At 59.6% G+C, this 16,288-nt stretch carries 19 protein-coding genes; 12 read left to right on the plus strand and 7 right to left on the minus strand.

Features of this window, described 5'->3' with window-relative positions; translation table 11 throughout:
* Positions 1-63: 63 nt before the first annotated feature.
* The 4 genes from AC1DNW_RS20000 to AC1DNW_RS20015 all read right to left on the minus strand — a co-directional run bounded on the left by AC1DNW_RS20000 (position 64) and on the right by AC1DNW_RS20015 (position 2,200).
* On the minus strand, positions 64-453 hold the full coding sequence (locus AC1DNW_RS20000) for a RidA family protein (protein WP_113311580.1): 390 nt from the start codon (positions 451-453) through the stop codon (positions 64-66).
* A gap of 75 nt (positions 454-528) precedes the next feature.
* Positions 529-1,092: a methylated-DNA--[protein]-cysteine S-methyltransferase gene (locus AC1DNW_RS20005; protein WP_477854122.1), complete on the minus strand. Its 564-nt coding sequence runs from the start codon at positions 1,090-1,092 to the stop codon at positions 529-531.
* 87 nt (positions 1,093-1,179) lie between these two features.
* Complete coding sequence (locus AC1DNW_RS20010; protein ID WP_113311578.1) at positions 1,180-1,767, minus strand: RBBP9/YdeN family alpha/beta hydrolase; 588 nt, start codon at positions 1,765-1,767, stop codon at positions 1,180-1,182.
* A gap of 127 nt (positions 1,768-1,894) precedes the next feature.
* Positions 1,895-2,200: a hypothetical protein gene (locus AC1DNW_RS20015; protein ID WP_113311577.1), complete on the minus strand. Its 306-nt coding sequence runs from the start codon at positions 2,198-2,200 to the stop codon at positions 1,895-1,897.
* A 202-nt stretch (positions 2,201-2,402) separates the two neighbouring features.
* Between AC1DNW_RS20015 and AC1DNW_RS20020 the strand changes: the two genes are divergently transcribed.
* The 5 genes from AC1DNW_RS20020 to AC1DNW_RS20040 all read left to right on the plus strand — a co-directional run bounded on the left by AC1DNW_RS20020 (position 2,403) and on the right by AC1DNW_RS20040 (position 7,835).
* Positions 2,403-2,726: a hypothetical protein gene (locus AC1DNW_RS20020; protein ID WP_113311576.1), complete on the plus strand. Its 324-nt coding sequence runs from the start codon at positions 2,403-2,405 to the stop codon at positions 2,724-2,726.
* Positions 2,727-2,853: 127 nt separating this feature from the next.
* Positions 2,854-4,305, plus strand: coding sequence for a cryptochrome/photolyase family protein (locus tag AC1DNW_RS20025; RefSeq protein ID WP_477854123.1), 1,452 nt, complete (start codon positions 2,854-2,856; stop codon positions 4,303-4,305).
* A complete protein-coding gene (locus AC1DNW_RS20030) occupies positions 4,302-5,639 on the plus strand; it encodes an NAD(P)/FAD-dependent oxidoreductase (protein WP_477854124.1) in 1,338 nt (445 codons plus the stop codon). Before AC1DNW_RS20025 ends, AC1DNW_RS20030 begins: the two co-directional genes overlap by 4 nt.
* Positions 5,636-6,496 (plus strand): DUF1365 domain-containing protein, encoded by an 861-nt coding sequence (locus AC1DNW_RS20035; protein WP_113309154.1) that lies wholly within the window; start codon positions 5,636-5,638, stop codon positions 6,494-6,496. The genes AC1DNW_RS20030 and AC1DNW_RS20035 overlap by 4 nt, the downstream gene beginning before the upstream one ends.
* Before the next feature lie 79 nt (positions 6,497-6,575).
* On the plus strand, positions 6,576-7,835 hold the full coding sequence (locus AC1DNW_RS20040; protein ID WP_477854125.1) for a class I SAM-dependent methyltransferase: 1,260 nt from the start codon (positions 6,576-6,578) through the stop codon (positions 7,833-7,835).
* Here AC1DNW_RS20040 and AC1DNW_RS20045 read toward each other — a convergent pair whose 3' ends face one another.
* Positions 7,836-8,669 (minus strand): SDR family NAD(P)-dependent oxidoreductase, encoded by an 834-nt coding sequence (locus tag AC1DNW_RS20045; RefSeq protein ID WP_113297831.1) that lies wholly within the window; start codon positions 8,667-8,669, stop codon positions 7,836-7,838.
* Positions 8,670-8,768: 99 nt separating this feature from the next.
* The gene (locus tag AC1DNW_RS20050) at positions 8,769-9,428 is read right to left on the minus strand and encodes a ChrR family anti-sigma-E factor (protein ID WP_477835519.1); all 660 of its coding nucleotides are present in this window, start codon (positions 9,426-9,428) and stop codon (positions 8,769-8,771) included.
* A 211-nt stretch (positions 9,429-9,639) separates the two neighbouring features.
* Here AC1DNW_RS20050 and AC1DNW_RS20055 point away from each other — a divergent pair, with 211 nt between their 5' ends.
* The 5 genes from AC1DNW_RS20055 to AC1DNW_RS20075 all read left to right on the plus strand — a co-directional run bounded on the left by AC1DNW_RS20055 (position 9,640) and on the right by AC1DNW_RS20075 (position 13,521).
* A complete protein-coding gene (locus tag AC1DNW_RS20055) occupies positions 9,640-10,680 on the plus strand; it encodes a cysteine synthase A (RefSeq protein WP_113297832.1) in 1,041 nt (346 codons plus the stop codon).
* A 6-nt stretch (positions 10,681-10,686) separates the two neighbouring features.
* Positions 10,687-11,424, plus strand: a complete 738-nt coding sequence (locus AC1DNW_RS20060; protein WP_113309156.1) for an alanyl-tRNA editing protein — start codon at positions 10,687-10,689, stop codon at positions 11,422-11,424.
* 44 nt (positions 11,425-11,468) lie between these two features.
* Entirely contained in the window at positions 11,469-12,338 is an 870-nt protein-coding gene (gene sseA, locus AC1DNW_RS20065) for a 3-mercaptopyruvate sulfurtransferase (RefSeq protein ID WP_113309157.1), read from the plus strand.
* Positions 12,339-12,343: 5 nt separating this feature from the next.
* On the plus strand, positions 12,344-12,904 hold the full coding sequence (locus AC1DNW_RS20070; protein ID WP_113297835.1) for a GNAT family N-acetyltransferase: 561 nt from the start codon (positions 12,344-12,346) through the stop codon (positions 12,902-12,904).
* Between the two features lie 107 nt (positions 12,905-13,011).
* Positions 13,012-13,521, plus strand: a complete 510-nt coding sequence (locus tag AC1DNW_RS20075; protein ID WP_113309158.1) for a DUF1203 domain-containing protein — start codon at positions 13,012-13,014, stop codon at positions 13,519-13,521.
* A 16-nt stretch (positions 13,522-13,537) separates the two neighbouring features.
* Here AC1DNW_RS20075 and ald read toward each other — a convergent pair whose 3' ends face one another.
* Positions 13,538-14,656, minus strand: a complete 1,119-nt coding sequence (gene ald, locus AC1DNW_RS20080; RefSeq protein WP_113309159.1) for an alanine dehydrogenase — start codon at positions 14,654-14,656, stop codon at positions 13,538-13,540.
* A 158-nt stretch (positions 14,657-14,814) separates the two neighbouring features.
* Between ald and AC1DNW_RS20085 the strand changes: the two genes are divergently transcribed.
* Together AC1DNW_RS20085 and AC1DNW_RS20090 are read left to right on the plus strand one after the other, a co-directional pair.
* Entirely contained in the window at positions 14,815-15,276 is a 462-nt protein-coding gene (locus AC1DNW_RS20085; protein WP_113297897.1) for an Lrp/AsnC family transcriptional regulator, read from the plus strand.
* A gap of 69 nt (positions 15,277-15,345) precedes the next feature.
* Positions 15,346-16,227, plus strand: a complete 882-nt coding sequence (locus AC1DNW_RS20090) for a DMT family transporter (protein WP_477854126.1) — start codon at positions 15,346-15,348, stop codon at positions 16,225-16,227.
* Positions 16,228-16,288 lie beyond the last annotated feature (61 nt).

Here is a 16,288-nt window from a genome sequence, read left to right on the forward strand (position 1 = left end):
TCGAATCCCGAAAATTCTCTATCCATTTGTTTTCACGCAGAGATTTCGATCAGCCCATAGAGATCAGACGACCCTTGCGGCCGTCACTTCCACTTCGACCAGAAATTCGGGCCGGGTGAAGCCGCTGACGATGATGAGTGTCGAAACCGGTTTCGGCTCAAGCGTGAAGCGGTCGCGCACCGCCATGTAGGCCGGGAAGTCGTCGCGCTTCGTCACGAAGCCGGATATGCGGATGACATCAGCAAAGCTCATCTCGGCCTCGACAAGGATCGCCTTGATCGCTTCGAAGCAGAGTTCGGCCTGGGCGGTCACATCCTCAGGGATCGTATCATCGAGAGCGATGCCGAGCTGACCGGATGTGACGAGAAGGGACGCGCCTGGCGGCACGAGGAGGCCGTGATTGTAGTTTCCGAAGGGGCGGCGAATAGACGCCGGATTGAAAATCTTCTTCATGAAAAACCTCGCTAAAGACAGAGTTTTATAGCGAAGAATTTCACCGCATTCCAAGCACTTGCTTGCCGTGCACCCTCAAAAATCCAGAGATTGCTGGGCCGGTGCGGGCGGACCGACGTGCACGCCTTCAAGCTCCAGCATGCGAAGCTTGGAAGACGAGCCGCCGGGTGCGGAAAAGCCGCCGACCTTGCCGCCCGCGGCAAGCACGCGATGGCAGGGAATGATGAGTGCCACAGGGTTCTTCGCCATCGCCTGTCCCACATCCCGCGCAGCCTCCGGCCCCGCTCCGAGCTCTTTGGCGAGCGTGCCGTAGGTTGTCGTATGGCCCCAGCCGATGCGGCGCGCAGCGGCATAGATATCGCGGAAAAATGCGTCCTGACCGTCGAGATCGATATGCACATCGGAGAAGTCGATTTCCTCGCCTTCGAAATAACGCTTCACCGCGGCAACGGCCTCCTGAATCAGTGGCGTCGGCGTGCCCGGTTCCGCAGCCGCCAGGCGGCGCAACAGCAACCGTTCGGTCGATTCGGCGCTTTTTGTCGGCAGCTGGAATCGCGTCACGCCGGCATCGCTCCAGGCGATGCCGCAAAAGCCGCCGGCGGTTTCGAAGATCAGATACTGATGCACTTTCTGAGCCATGGTGAAGCTCTCACATTCCATCTGATATCAGAATCGTACCGTGGAAGCTCAAGTTCAACCCGTTTCTTGCTCTGCCCCGATAAAACTTCACGCCGATGCGCCGGTCGCTGCAAGCGGGGATACCTGCGGTCTCTTTGCCTTCGCCTTGCCTTTCACCGCATCAAACAATGCATAACTACCGGTCCAGCGGCCGAAACCGCTGGCAATATTGATATGGCCTGCGAGACCGATATTGCGAACCTCGGTTTTCCAGAGGCGGGTGTAGAAGCTCAAACGGTCGAGCGACATGTATTTGTCGTCGAGGCTGCCGACGGTAAGGCTCGGAAAGGGAAGCGGGTTTGTCGGCATGGGACCGAAGGCGAGCGAACCGGGATGCAGCCTTTCAGTCGCAGGCAAATCGCACGGGGCGACCATAAGCGCTCCCTTTACCCGGCGAGCGAGTGGCCGGTCGGCGAGCCTGGCTGTGAGGATGCAGCCGAGGCTATGGGCAACGACATACGCTTCCCCTGCCTCCAGCAGCGCCTGTTCCAGCCGCTCCATCCAATGATCGAGACGGGCGTGCTTCCAGTCGTCCTGTTCGACCAGCCGGCTCTGCGGAATATCGCTCTGCCAATAACGTTGCCAATGTCCCTCGTCGGAACCGAACAGACCCGGCACGATCAGGATTTTTGTCATTGCCATCTCCTGGCGGTCCGCAGCAAAGTGCCGCGACGCATCTACGCCAGAATTATCCATAAAATTTATGGACTAAAGAAATGAAGCTCCAAAACCCAGGAGAAAGCTGGAAAATCCATCGCTGGGATCAGAAATTGTCGCCCAGCGAAAAGGCCAGCAGATCGCAGGATATCTTGAGGCCAATGGTGTTGTAGCAGGGCATTTCCTCGCCTGCGGCCACCTCCCGCCCGTCTGAAACCTCAATGCGCTCAGCGCCGTCGACGCGGACCGGGCCGGCGGACCAAAGCGTAGGTCGGTTGACGTCGATGACAGAAACCCGCCGCTCTGTTCCCTTCACGAAGGTGGACGCCGCAGCCATGCCGCTCGCCGTCAATGTGAGCGCAAGCGCGACCTGAAGGCAAAGATCTCCCGCCTCACGCAGTGAAAAGAACATGGCGGCCTCATGCCGTAAACAGGTGGTTTCGCTGCGCAGGTAAGGCAAGGAAGAGCAGACGCAAAGCGGCTTTCGCGGTTAAGGTTTATGCGTAACCATGCGCCGGTTTTCTCAACTACTCCGCTTTAATTTCGGAACAAGGAGTTTTGTCACGGGTTGGGGAAATGTCACCAAAGATGAAAATCGAAGGAGGATATCTCCCATGCGCAAATCCCTTATCGCCGCATCGCTGCTTGCCATCGGCATGGCGTCGTCGGCATTCGCCCAGTCCAATCCTGACGCCATCGGCCCGACCAATGGTGGTTCCACGGATCCGGGCTCGGGCAATTACTCGTCCGACTATACGAGTGACAGCAACGGTATTCATCCAATTCCCGCAGGCCCGGTAGATCCGACCACGACACAGAGTATTGGCGGGCAGGCAATCGAATGCCCGGGAATGCCGCAGCAGAACACGGGCGTTGATACGCGCGGCGGCGAAAGTGGTGCTTCGATCAGCGAAGCGTGCCGCGAATACGACAACTGATCGGGTAAAGCCCCGTTCATTGAGAGAGGCCGGCGCGACCGGCCTTTTTCATGCGCGCCCGATGAAACTGCTGATCCGATTGCCTCGTATTTCCGTAACAGACCCAGAGGCAAACAGGGAGCAGCCAGTGGCACGAGAGACTGTTGCAAGACCGGTGATCGTGTGGTTTCGCAAAGATCTGCGCGTTGACGATAACAGGGCTCTGCATGCGGCATGCGCATCGGGGCGGCCGGTCATTCCCCTTTATATCCGTGAACCCCGCGAAGACGGCATCGGGCCGCTCGGCGCAGCCCAGGCCTGGTGGCTGCATCATTCGCTTCACGCACTTGGCGCAGCCCTCAGAAAACATGACGGCAAGCTCGTACTTGTCAGCGGTGATGCCCGAAATGTGCTGGCCGACATCATCAAGCAAAGCAGTGCGGAAGCGGTGTTCTGGAACCGCCGTTTCGATCCGCCGGGCACCGCGATCGACATGCGCCTCAAACATGAACTGGAAAAGCAGGCCATCGAGGTGCGCAGCTTCGGCGGCCAGCTGCTGCATGAGCCGACGAAACTCAAGACATCGGCCGGCGCGTCCTATCGCGTCTATACACCGTTCTGGCGGGCACTCGAAGGTGGAGAGCCCGAGGCGCCTGTCGATGCCCCAGAGAGTTACCGCTTCCCCAAGCAGTTTCCAGCTTCCGAAACGCTCGCCTCCTGGCAGCTCCTGCCGCAGAGGCCGAACTGGGCGAAATTCTTCCCCGACATGTGGACGCCGGGTGAAGAGGCTGCCCACGAAAAGCTACAGGATTTCGTCGAAAATGGGCTTCACGGCTACTCGGCCGATCGGGATTTTCCTGGAAAGACGGCAACCTCCCTGCTCTCTCCGCATCTGGCGCTCGGTGAGATTTCGCCGGCTCGCATCTGGGAAGCGACAAAAGGCCTTTCCCGGCGCATTCCTTCAGACGACATCGTACGCTTCCGCAAGGAGCTGGCATGGCGGGAATTCTCCTATCATCTGCTATTCCATTTTCCGCAACTTGCCGAGGCCAACTGGAACGGCAATTTCGACGGTTTCGGCTGGCGGGAGGATGAAGACGGATTTCATGCCTGGTGTAACGGCCAGACGGGCTATCCGATCGTCGACGCCGGCATGCGCCAGCTCTGGCGCCATGGCTGGATGCATAACCGCGTACGGATGATAACAGCTTCGTTTCTCATCAAGGACCTCCTGGTCGACTGGCGCCGTGGCGAAGCCTGGTTCCGCGATACGCTTGTCGATGCGGACCCGGCTAATAATGCGGCCAGCTGGCAATGGGTCGCGGGCTCGGGTGCCGATGCCTCCCCCTTCTTCCGCATCTTCAACCCGGTGCTGCAGGGCGAGAAATTCGACGCAGATGGCAGCTATATCAGGCAGTTCGTGCCGGAGCTCGGAAAGCTCGAGGACAAATATATCCACCGGCCGTTCGAAGCACCAGCGAGCGTGCTCGAAGACGCAGGCGTGACGCTTGGTGAAACCTATCCCAGACCCATCGTCGATCACGCCACGGCGCGCCGGCGGGCGCTGAAGGTCTATAATGCCATAAAGGACGCAGCATGAACGCGCATGTTCCCTCGCTGCCACGCCGCCTCAAGGTGGCCATCATAGGGTCGGGCATATCGGGTGCCTCAGCGGCCTGGGCGCTCAACACTGTCCATGACGTGACACTTTACGAGAAAGATGCCCGGCCGGGCGGCCATACGGCAACGGTCGATGTCGATTATGACGGACTGAACATTCCGGTCGATACCGGCTTCATCGTTTACAACGAGTGCAATTATCCCAATCTGACCGCGCTCTTTGCAGAGCTCGGCGTCGCCACGCATGCCAGCGACATGAGCTTTTCACTGTCGCTGGATCAGGGCAGGCTGGAGTGGAGCGGCGGCGGGCTGTCGTCTATATTCGCGCAGAAGCGCAATCTGCTAAACCCCTCCTTCCTCTGGATGATCCGCGAGATCCTGCGTTTCAACCGCACCTGCCTGGAAGACCGGGCGGCCGGACACCTGGTCTCGCGCTCAATCGGCGATTATCTCGACTGGCGCGGCTTCTCGCCTGGTTTCACCAACAATTATCTGGTGCCGATGGCCGCTGCCATCTGGTCGACGCCATCGGTGCGTATGCTGCAATTTCCCGCCGAGCATTTCGTCAATTTCTTCGACAATCACCGGCTTATCTATCGCCGTCAGCATCAGTGGCGCACCGTCACCGGCGGAAGCCGCAACTATCTGAAAAGGCTTCTGTCACCGCTCGGCGACAGAGTGAAGCTCGGCTGCGGTGTGCGTGGCGTGATCCGCAGCGACAGGGGCGTCACCCTGATCGACGAGATCGGCGGCGAGGCCTTCTTCGACAAGGTGATCTTCGCCTGCCATAGCGATCAGGCCGCGCGTCTGCTGATCGATGCGACGGATCAGGAAAAGCGACTGCTCGCTGCCGTTCCCTACGAGCCCAATCGCGTGGTGTTGCACCGTGACGCCAGTCTGATGCCGACGCGGCGCAAGGTCTGGGCCTCCTGGAACTATCTGCGTTCAAGCCATGCCGACGGCGAGGCCGGTGTGGCGGTGACCTACTGGATGAACAGGTTACAGGGCATAGACCCGGATTTTCCTCTCTTCGTCACGCTCAATCCGCACCGCGAACCGGAAAGCCGCAAGGTCTTTGCCGAATTCACCTATGAGCATCCGCAGTTTTCCGCCGAAGCGATGGCAGCGCAGCGGGCGATCGCTACCATTCAGGGAAGAAACGATTGCTATTTCGCGGGCGCCTGGACCGGATACGGATTCCACGAGGATGGACTCGTTTCCGGCCTTGCGGCGGCGGAGGCGCTGGGCGGGATCACACCTTGGCGGACCGCCCGGCCCTCCTCCCGTGGAACCACACTGGAAGCGATGGCATGACGGCGTCCCGCACGAGGCCCCACGCAACGAGGTATGGCGTCAGCGTGACGCGAAACGGCCCTCCACCGGAGGCGCCGGCCGTCCTTTATGCGGGCGATGTCATGCATCAGCGCATGAAGCCGTTCGGCCATCGCTTCCGGTACCGGGTCTTTTCATTGTCTATCGATCTCGACCGGGTCGAGGAAGCCGGGAGACTGTCGGCGCTGTTTTCGGTCAACAGAGGCAACCTCGTCTCCTTCCATGAAAAGGATCATGCGGAAGGCGGAAGCCTGCGCTCCTATGTTGAAGGACTCCTTGCGGACGCCTGCGTCGAGCGACCGGCCCGGATCCTGCTTGTCTGTTATCCGCGGATCTTCGGTTACGTCTTCAATCCGCTTTCGGTCTATTATGCCTATGACAGCGGGAATGCGCTGATCGCGCTGATCTACGAGGTGCGCAACACCTTCGGCGAGCGGCATAGTTATGTATGCCCTGTCGAAGATGATGAAATCTCCGAAGGTGGTCTTCGCCAGACCTGCGAGAAGCTCTTTTACGTTTCTCCCTTCATCGGCACGGGCATGCGCTATCATTTCCGCATGCTGCCGCCGGGCCGCGAAATCCGCTGGCGCATCCTGGAAACCGATGCTGAAGGTCCGCTTCTTGCGGCAACGTTCTCCGGTCGACAAAAGCCGCTGACTGGCCGAGCGTTGGGTTATCTTCTCGCGGCCATTCCCTTCCTGACTGTCAAGATCATGGCCGGCATACATTGGGAGGCTCTGAAACTCTGGCTGAAGGGCGCCATCTATATTCGTCGGCCACCGCCTCCGGCCCCTGTGAGCGTAAAGCCGGCAAGCCGGCTTGCAGAAGCTGCGGAATGAATCTAGCGTTCGCCTCAATCGCCGGAGGAGAGGCGCAGGCGTCGTCCCCAACCGGCCAGAAAATGCGGGAGGACGGACGATGAGCAAAGCGCAAGACTGGAACCAAACTGCCCGGGATGCCGTGACACTGACGGCAGAAAACATCTCGCGCATCGTCAAGGGCTTGCCCTTCAAGGCCAAGCTTGCGCTGCGAGGTCTGCTGCGCATGCAGCACGGTTCGCTTGCCGTCACACTGCCAGACGGGCGCAGGGTGCTGATCGAAGGCAGGAGCGCCGGGCCGAATGCCGCGCTGACACTGCGCAACTGGAACCTTGCCGGACGGGCACTGACAAGCGGCACGATCGGGCTTGCCGAAAGCTACATGGACGGCGACTGGGACAGCCCCGATATCACCGCTTTTCTCGAGCTTTTCCTCGTCAATGGCGATGCCGCGCATGGCTATTCCAATGGCAAACGTGGTGTTGGTCGTTTCGTGGAGCGCCTCCGGCACTGGATGAATGCCAATACGAAGACCGGTTCCAAACGCAATATTTCGGCCCACTACGACCTCGGCAACGACTTCTACAAGCAATGGCTCGATCCGAGCATGACCTATTCCTCGGCGCTCTATTCGACCGGCGCCATTGACCTGCAATCGGCGCAGAACGCGAAATACCGCTCGCTGGCGGAGGCGACCGGCATCCGCCCTGGTGATCATGTGCTTGAAATCGGCTGCGGCTGGGGCGGTTTTGCCGAGTTCGCGGCGAGCGAATTGAATTGCCGGGTGACGGGGCTGACCATCAGTCGCGAGCAGCTTGCCTTTGCGCAGGCGCGCATCAGCAAGGCAGGGCTCAGCGACAAGGTCGATTTCCGCTTCCAGGACTATCGCGACGAGACCGGGATCTATGACCGCATCGTCTCGATCGAGATGTTCGAGGCCGTCGGCGAGAAATATTGGCCGGCCTATTTCTCCAAGCTGAAACAGTGCCTGAAGCCAGGCGGAAAGGCGGGGCTGCAGATCATTACGATCCGTCCCGAAGCCTTCGAGCAATACCGCAGCAATCCGGACTTCATCCAGAAATACGTTTTCCCCGGCGGTATGCTGCCGACGCGTCATCACCTTGCCGAACTCGGCAGGAAGATGGACCTTTCACTGGTCAGGGACTTCGGCTTCGGCCTCGATTACGCCCGTACGCTGGCGGAATGGCGCGAGCGGTTCTGGTCCGTATGGCACAAGCTCCGGCCGATGGGTTTCGACGACCGGTTCAAGCGCCTCTGGGAATTCTATCTGTTCTATTGCGAGGCCGGCTTCCGCGCCCGCAATATCGATGTGCGGCAGGTGGTCTTTTCGCGCAGCTGATCACTCGGCCGGATGCGGCGTCGCCGGACGGTGACTGGCGTTGGCAGGTCGCTCGCCCCAGCCGGTGAAGCGGTTCACCAGTGCGAAATAGAGACCATAGGGCAATATCCGCAGGAACTTCAGCACATAGGTGAAGCGCCTCGGGAAAGTGATCTCGAAGGCCTGCGATTTGAGGCCCGTCGCAATCCGCTCGGCTGCCGTCTCAGGCGAAACGAGTGCCGGCATGGGAAAGCCATTCTTGCGCGTTGCCGGCGTATCGACGAAGCCCGGATTGATGAGTTGGATGCGGATGCCGATCTTGTCGAGATCGAATTTCAGGCTTTCGGCCATATTGATCAGCGCAGCTTTGGTCGCGCCGTACGCGGCGCTGGTCGGCAAGCCTGAGTAACCCGTCACCGAGGACACGATGGCGATCTGGCCCTGCCCTTTCGCCTTCATATGGCTGATCGCCGGCAGCAGGCAATTGACGACGCCTGACAGATTGACGGCAAAAGTCTTCTCAAAATCCGCTCGGTTCAGATCCTCGCCGTGAACGGGCTGATAGACACCCGCACACAGGATCGCCATGGCGAGCGCACCGTGCTCATATTCGATCGAGGCCATGACATGTTCCATGTCCTCGGCATCGGTCACATCGCCATCGAGCACGATGATGCTGCCAGGCAGTCCGGCTGCCTCGACCTGCAATTCCACCAGCTTTTCGTGATTGCGTGCCGTGGCTGCGACCTGGTATCCCTCGCCTGCAAGCTTCAGCGCCAGCGCCCGCCCTATTCCAGAGCTGGCACCGGAAATCCAGACGATACCATGTTCCGGGCGGGCAATGAAATTACGCATGACACTTCCTCCAGTCTGCCGATATGAACTCGAAAACAGGCCCGGAAGTTCCTCATCCTCTCCCGGGACAATGGCTCTATCACAGCATTGTGGCTGCTTTCAGCCGATGAGGTCGCCGAGGATCTGCCGGAAGGAGCCGGTAAGCTTGATCGGCCCATCAGAAACGGCAAAGGCGATGCAGGGCCGATCTTTTTCAGCGACGGGGCGATGGTCGACGGTCGCGTCAGCAACCGAGATATCTCCCGGCCCAAAACGGCCGCGCTCGTCGCGGAAAGCGCCATCGAGGATGAGGATCAGTTCCATGCCCGCATGCGTGTGGGCAGGCAGCGCGCGACCCGGCCGTATCCACATCAGGCTGACCTCGCAGCCGTCTATATCGGTCGCATATTCTTTAAAGCCTGGAAGACGCTTGCGCCACGGCACGTCATCGACTTCGAAACCGACGAGATTGCGCAAGGCCCGCGGGAAAAGGGCTCCCTGCGGACGCGACGGCAGCTTCGGAAGGGAAGCAGGAGCCTTCGAGCCGAAGATTGCCGCGAGCTTCGCGTCGCGTTCGCTGATCGGGCTTGCCGGGGCACTTTCCAGAGCCTCTCCCGCCAGTCGTTCGAGGTCGGCCACCAGACTTCGATTGTCCGGTTTCATTTCCAGATGGGATTCCACGAGTGCGCGGGCCGGCTCCGGAAGGGAGCCAGCAACAAAATGCGCCATCAATGCATCGATCGTGTCGATATGCTCGTGAACCATGTCGGATTCGGTCACGCCTTGTTCCTGCGCCCGTGCTTGCTTTGTCGTCATCCATACGCCGAAAGTCAATCTTCGGATCACTAACGGCCGGACGCACGGCGAAGGGCTGGAATTGGAAGACTAATTTTATCGCGGGCTCCAAAGGCATGGAATAGGATTTCTTGCCAATGCCGCCTTGTGAAGGGAAAAGACCGTTCCTAAACTATGCGTAAACGAGGCAGATTCCATGACCTTCCACCCCTCCGTAATCGAGGCTATCGGCAACACGCCCCTCATCAAGCTCAAGGGTGTTTCCGAGGCGACCGGCTGCACCATTCTCGGCAAGGCCGAATTTCTCAATCCCGGCCAATCGGTAAAGGACCGAGCGGCGCTCTATATCATTCGTGACGCTGAGAAAAAGGGCCTGCTCAAGCCCGGCGGCGTCATCGTCGAAGGCACGGCTGGCAATACCGGGATCGGCCTGACACTCGTTGCCAAGGCGCTCGGCTATCGTACCGTCATCGTCATTCCGGAAACGCAAAGCCAGGAAAAGAAGGATGCGCTGCGGCTGCTCGGTGCCGAGCTCGTGGAAGTTCCAGCCGTTCCCTACAAGAACCCGAACAATTACGTGAAGGTTTCGGGCCGCCTTGCTGAGCAACTTGCCAAGAGCGAGCCCAACGGCGCGATCTGGGCCAACCAGTTCGACAACGTGGCCAACCGGCAGGCACATATCGAAACGACGGCACCCGAGATCTGGAACGATACCGAGGGCAAGGTCGACGGCTTCATCTGCTCGGTCGGCTCGGGCGGTACGCTTGCCGGCGTAGCGGCAGGTCTCAAGGCCTTCAACAAGGACATCAAGATCGGCATTGCCGATCCCGAGGGTGCCGCGCTCTACGAATTCTACGCGAACGGCACGTTGAAGTCCGAGGGCTCGTCGATCACGGAAGGCATCGGCCAGGGGCGCATCACCGCCAACCTCGAAGGTTTCACGCCCGATTTCTCCTATCACGTCACCGATGCCGAGTCGCTGCCCTACCTCTTCGATCTCGTCCAGAATGAGGGGCTTTGCCTTGGCGGCTCGACGGCGATCAACATTGCCGGCGCGGTGCGTCTTGCGAAGGATCTCGGCCCCGGCCACACGGTCGTGACAATCCTCTGCGACTATGGCAATCGCTATCAGTCCAAGCTCTTCAATCCGGATTTCCTTTCATCCAAGAGCCTTCCCATTCCCGGATGGATGGTCGGCTCGACGGATATCAAGATACCCTACGAACCCGCAGCGTGAGCCTCCATGCCAGTCAATGCCCTCTACCGTGACGACTTCTATCTCTCCACATGCGAAGCGGTCGTCACGGCCGTTCACGAGGACGGGGGCATTGAACTGGACCAGACCTGCTTTTACGCCACATCGGGAGGGCAGCCGGGTGATACCGGTTTCTTCGAACGGGCTGACGGTTCGAAGATAGAGCTTGGGCAAGCCAAACACGGTGCGAGCAAGGACATTATCCTCCATGTGCCGCTCGAGGGGCAACCGCGCGCCGAGATTGGCGAGAAGCTGGTGCTGCATATCGACTGGCCGCGCCGCTACAAGCTGATGCGAATGCATACGGCCTGCCATCTTCTCTCGGTCGTCTGCTCCTATCCGATCACGGGGGCAGCGGTCGGCGAGGATGAGAGCCGCGTCGATTTCGATATGACCGATACGATCGACAAGGACGAGGTGACGGCCAAGCTCATGGATCTCGTCAACCAGAATCATCCGGTCTATCTTCAGTGGATTACGGATGAGGAGCTTGCGGCCAATCCCGGCATCGTCAAATCGAAGAACGTGCGCCCCCCTGTTGGCCTCGGCCGCGTCAGCCTCGTCAGCATCGGCGAGAATTCGGCTGTTGACAGTCAGCCCTGCGGCGGCACGCATGTTTCGGAAACACAGGAAGTCGGCCAGATTCATATTGCCAAGATCGAGAAGAAGGGCAAAGAGAACCGGCGCTTCCGCATTCGCTTCGGCATGCCCGGCGACGAAGCCTGATAGACGATGCCTGCCATTTGGGCCTGATATTTGGGGAGATCATCATGAGTGACACCAAGAGCCGTTTCGTCGTCTCGGCCAACTGGCTGCAGGCTGAACTCGGTAAGTCCGACCTGCGCGTTCTCGACGCATCCTTCTATCTTCCGGCGCAGAAACGCGACGCCGATGCGGAATATGCCGCCGGCCATATTCCCGGCGCGATCCGTTTCGATCAGGACAAGATCGCTGACCATTCGACCAACCTGCCCCACACGATCCCCGCGCCCGATTATTTCGCCGCTCAGGTCGGTAAGCTCGGCATCAGTGAGAACGACCGCATCGTCGTCTATGACGGCATCGGCATGTTCGCCTCGCCGCGCGTCTGGTGGCTGTTCCGTGTGATGGGCGCAAAGAACGTCTTCGTGCTCGATGGGGGGCTGGATGGCTGGAAAGCCGAAGGCCGGCCACTCGAAACCGAGGTGCCGCACCATGCCCCGGCGACATTCAAGACAAATTACGATGCCAGCCGCGTCGTTCATCTCGAGCAGATGCGCGATATCGTAGCCAGCAGCGCCCTACAGATTGCCGATGCCCGCAGCGCCGGGCGTTTCGCCGCCGCAGAGCCCGAACCCCGCGCTGGCATGCGCTCCGGCCATATGCCCGGCGCGCGCAGCCTGCCTTCAGGCGTCTTCGCCAACCAGGGCCGCTTCAAATCGCTGCCGGAATTGAAGCAGACGATCGAAGATGGCGGCATCGACCTTACCAAGCCGGTCGTCACTTCCTGCGGTTCGGGCATTACGGCCGCGATCATCACACTGGCGCTGGAATCGCTCGGCCATACCGACAACAAGCTCTATGACGGCTCCTGGAGCGAATGGGGTAGCCGTGAGGACACGCCCGTCGTCACCGGCCCGCCTGAACCGGTCAAAGCCTGACCGCCATGGGAAAGACGCCCGCCTCGCTCAAGGCCCATATTACGCGGCTTGAAATGGTCGCTCCGCCGAAGGCAAGCCTGCCTGTGCCCGTCAACATCCAGACGGCAATCATGCGCGCGCCAGAAATTCCCCTGGCCTTCTATCGCTATCTTTACCGGCAGGTCGGTGCGCGCTGGCAGTGGGTCGAACGTCTCAGGATGAGCGACGAGGAACTGACCGCGGTGCTGCATGACAAGCGCAACAATATCAGCGTGCTGTACGTCAACGGTGCGCCGGCCGGCTTCTTCGAGTATCTCTGCGAGGACGAGGATACGATCGAGCTCTGCCATTTCGGGCTCTTCGAACATGCGCTCGGCCTCGGTATCGGCAAATGGTTCCTGCTCCAGGCGCTCTACGCCATCTGGACGCTGAACCCGAAGAAGGTCACCACGACCACCAATAATCTCGACCATCCGCGCGCATTGCAGCTCTACCAGATGTTCGGTTTCTCTCCGGTCTCTACCGGCACCGGGATCGTCAGACCGTTGAGCGACAAGGAATTGCTGGAAATAGCCAGAAAAAGCTGACTGCGTTTGCAGGTGCAAACTACCCTTTGCCGGTCCGAAGCAAGAATCGGGTGGCTTGGGCAACCGTCAGCGCAGACACTATGGCAAAGCTCACAAGGAGATTTGCCATGACCAGCATTCAGTTTTCCGCCATGCCGACAGCAGATGCCGAAGCGCTCTGGAGCGGCAGCCATGACGCCTATGACCGTTCACCGGAAATGCTGGTTTCCGACGGCGATGGTTATCCCTGCCGGCACTGCCTGAAAAATATCGGTGCCGGCGAGGAACTCTTCGTCTTCGCCTATCGGCCCTTTCCGGAACTGCAGCCCTATGCCGAGACCGGACCGATCTTCCTGCACAAGCAGCCCTGCAAGCGCTATTCCGCCGACGAGGTTCTGCCTCCGGTGCTGACCACGAGCCCGGATTTCATTGTCCGCGGCTATGGCGAGAACGACAGGATTGTTTACGGCACCGGCGCGGTGACGCCGATCGAGAAAATTCCCGGCTATGCGGCCGAATTGCTCGCGCGGCCCGGCATCGCCTATGTGCATGTACGCTCGGCCCGCAACAATTGCTATCAGTGCCGGATCGACAAAGTAAAAGCGCCGGCCCTTGCGGAATCCGGCGCCCTCGATTGACCTAAAGTCAGTTAGTTTACGCTACGTTCAGCGCGCTTTCCGGGGCAACGGCTTCGTAGCCCAGGGCCTCGGCAACCGGCTTGTTGGTGATACGACCCTTATGAACGTTCAACCCGTTGCGCAGATGCTTGTCCTCGGCAATGGCGCGCAGGCCACGATCGGCAAGCGCCAGGCCGTGGACGAGCGTCGCGTTGTTCAGCGCATGGGCTGACGTGACGGGAACGGCGCCCGGCATGTTGGCGACGCAATAATGCACGACGTCGTCGACGACATAGGTCGGGTCGGAATGCGTCGTGGCGTGCGAAGTTTCAAAGCAGCCACCCTGGTCGATAGCGACGTCGACGATGACGGAACCCTTCTTCATTCCCGAGAGCATTTCACGGGTGACGAGCTTCGGCGCGGCTGCACCGGGGATCAGCACGGCGCCGATGACGAGATCGGCGGAGAAGACTTCTTCTTCCAGCGCCTGGATGCTGGAATAGCGCGTATGGATACGGCCGTTGAAAATATCGTCGAGCTGGCGCAGGCGCGGCAGTGACTTGTCAAGAATGCTGACATCGGCGCCGAGACCGGCAGCCATCTTGGCCGCATGCAGGCCGACGACGCCGCCGCCGATGATGGCGACCTTCGCCGGCAGAACACCGGGCACGCCGCCGAGCAGGATGCCGAGGCCGCCATTGGCCTTCTGCAGCGCCGTGGCGCCTGCCTGGATCGACAGACGGCCGGCAACTTCGGACATTGGCGCCAGCAAAGGCAGGCCGCCACGCTCGTCTGTCACCGTCTCATAGGCAATGGCGGTAACGCCAGATGCCAACAGACCCTTGGTCTGTTCCGGATCGGGCGCGAGATGCAGGTAGGTGTAAAGAAGCTGACCGTCGCGGAGCTGCGCCCATTCCGAAGGCTGGGGCTCCTTGACCTTGACGACCATGTCGCACTTTTCGAAGATATTCTTGGCAGAGGCGGCGATCTTCGCGCCAGCGGCCGCATAGGCAGCATCGTCGGCACCGATGCCGGCACCTGCCTTGGTTTCGACCCAGACCTCGTGGCCGTGGGCGACATATTCTCTCACTGAAGCCGGCGTCAGACCGACGCGATATTCATGGTTCTTGATTTCCTTCGGGCAGCCGACACGCATTCGCGTTCCTCTCATTTTATGTCCGCGTTGCGCGGAACGTTCTCTCGCTCCTGAATCCAAGCACCACAGCCACGAAATGTCCTTGCAAAGAGGATTTGCGCGAAAGCAAAGTTTCGAAGATTATTGCGTCATCCATTCATTTTTCGAAGGTTCTTCGAATGTCTGACCTCGATAATATCGATCTTGCGATTTTGAGGGCGTTGCAGATCAATGCCCGCATCACCAATGCCGAGCTTGCAGACAAGGTGGGACTGTCGCCTTCGGCCTGTTCGCGGCGGCTCGACATTCTTGAAAAGAGCGGTGTCATCGGCGGCTACCACGCCCGACTTTCGCATAAAGCGCTCGACTACAAGATGATCGCCATTGTGCATATCTCGCTATCCGGCCAGTTCGCCAAGACGCTGTCGGAATTCGAGGCGGCGGTGAAGCGCTGTCCGAACGTGCTCGTCTGCTATCTGATGTCCGGTGAATACGACTATATCCTGCGGGTCGCTGCCCGCGATCTGGAAGACTACGAGCGCATCCATCGCGACTGGCTTTCAGCGCTGCCGCATGTGGTGAAGATCAATTCGAGCTTTGCGCTGCGCGAAATCATCGACAGGCCGAATGTCGGTCTCTGAGCCCTTGCAAAGCAACTGAAATCCTGCCCTAGCTAGCGCTGCGGGCATCTCCCGTTTCAACGGCAAGACATGAAATCCAAGACGCACGGTTATATCTTCCTGCTTCTCGCGCTCACGATCTTCTCAGCGCAGGACGCAATCTCGAAGCATCTTGGTTCGATCTATTCGCCCATCTTCGTGACAATGGTCCGCTATTGGGCTTTCGGCCTGTTCACCGTGGTTCTGGCGGCAAGGATGCGCGGCGGTATCGGCGCCACCGCCCGGACGAAGCATCCCTTTCTTCAGTTCTCACGCGGGGTTCTGCTGGCCACGCAGGTGGTGCTGGCAATCACCTGCTTTGCGCTGATCGGCCTTGCGCATTCGCAGGCGATCTTTGCCGCCACTCCCATCATTGTCGCACTGCTTGCCATACCACTCCTTGGCGAGCGGGTCGGCTGGCGCCGCTGGACTGCGATCGGTATCGGGCTTCTCGGAGTGCTGTTGATCCTTAAGCCGGAAGGCGGATTCTTCGACGTGAATCTGCTTGTTGCGGTCATTTCCTGCTTCAACTTCGCGCTCTATGTGATCGCCACGCGTTACGTGAGCCGGCAGGATTCGGCGATGACGAGCTTTTTCTATACGGGTGTCGTCGGAGCCGCCGTCATGACGCTTGCCGGGCCCTTCTATTGGACGCCGGTATACGGATGGGATTGGATATGGATGCTCGCCGTCTGCCTGACCGGCACGTCGAGCCATTACTTCCTGATCCGCGCCTATGACGCGCTCGATGCGGCAGCAGTTCAGCCGCTCACCTATATCCAACTCGTCTATGCCTCCATCCTCGGAGTGCTCATCTATGGGGAAACACTGACGCTGAACATGATCGTCGGTTCGCTCATCGTGGTCGCAGCGGGTATCTTCACCGTCTGGCGCGAACATGTGGTGGCGCGGCGGGCGGGCGTGCCGAATTGAGACTTTCGCAACAATTTTAGGTAAGCCCCTAAAGGCATTTCAATCTTCGAAGCGTATGTTT

Source organism: Rhizobium sp. 05L429, from assembly GCF_056397645.1.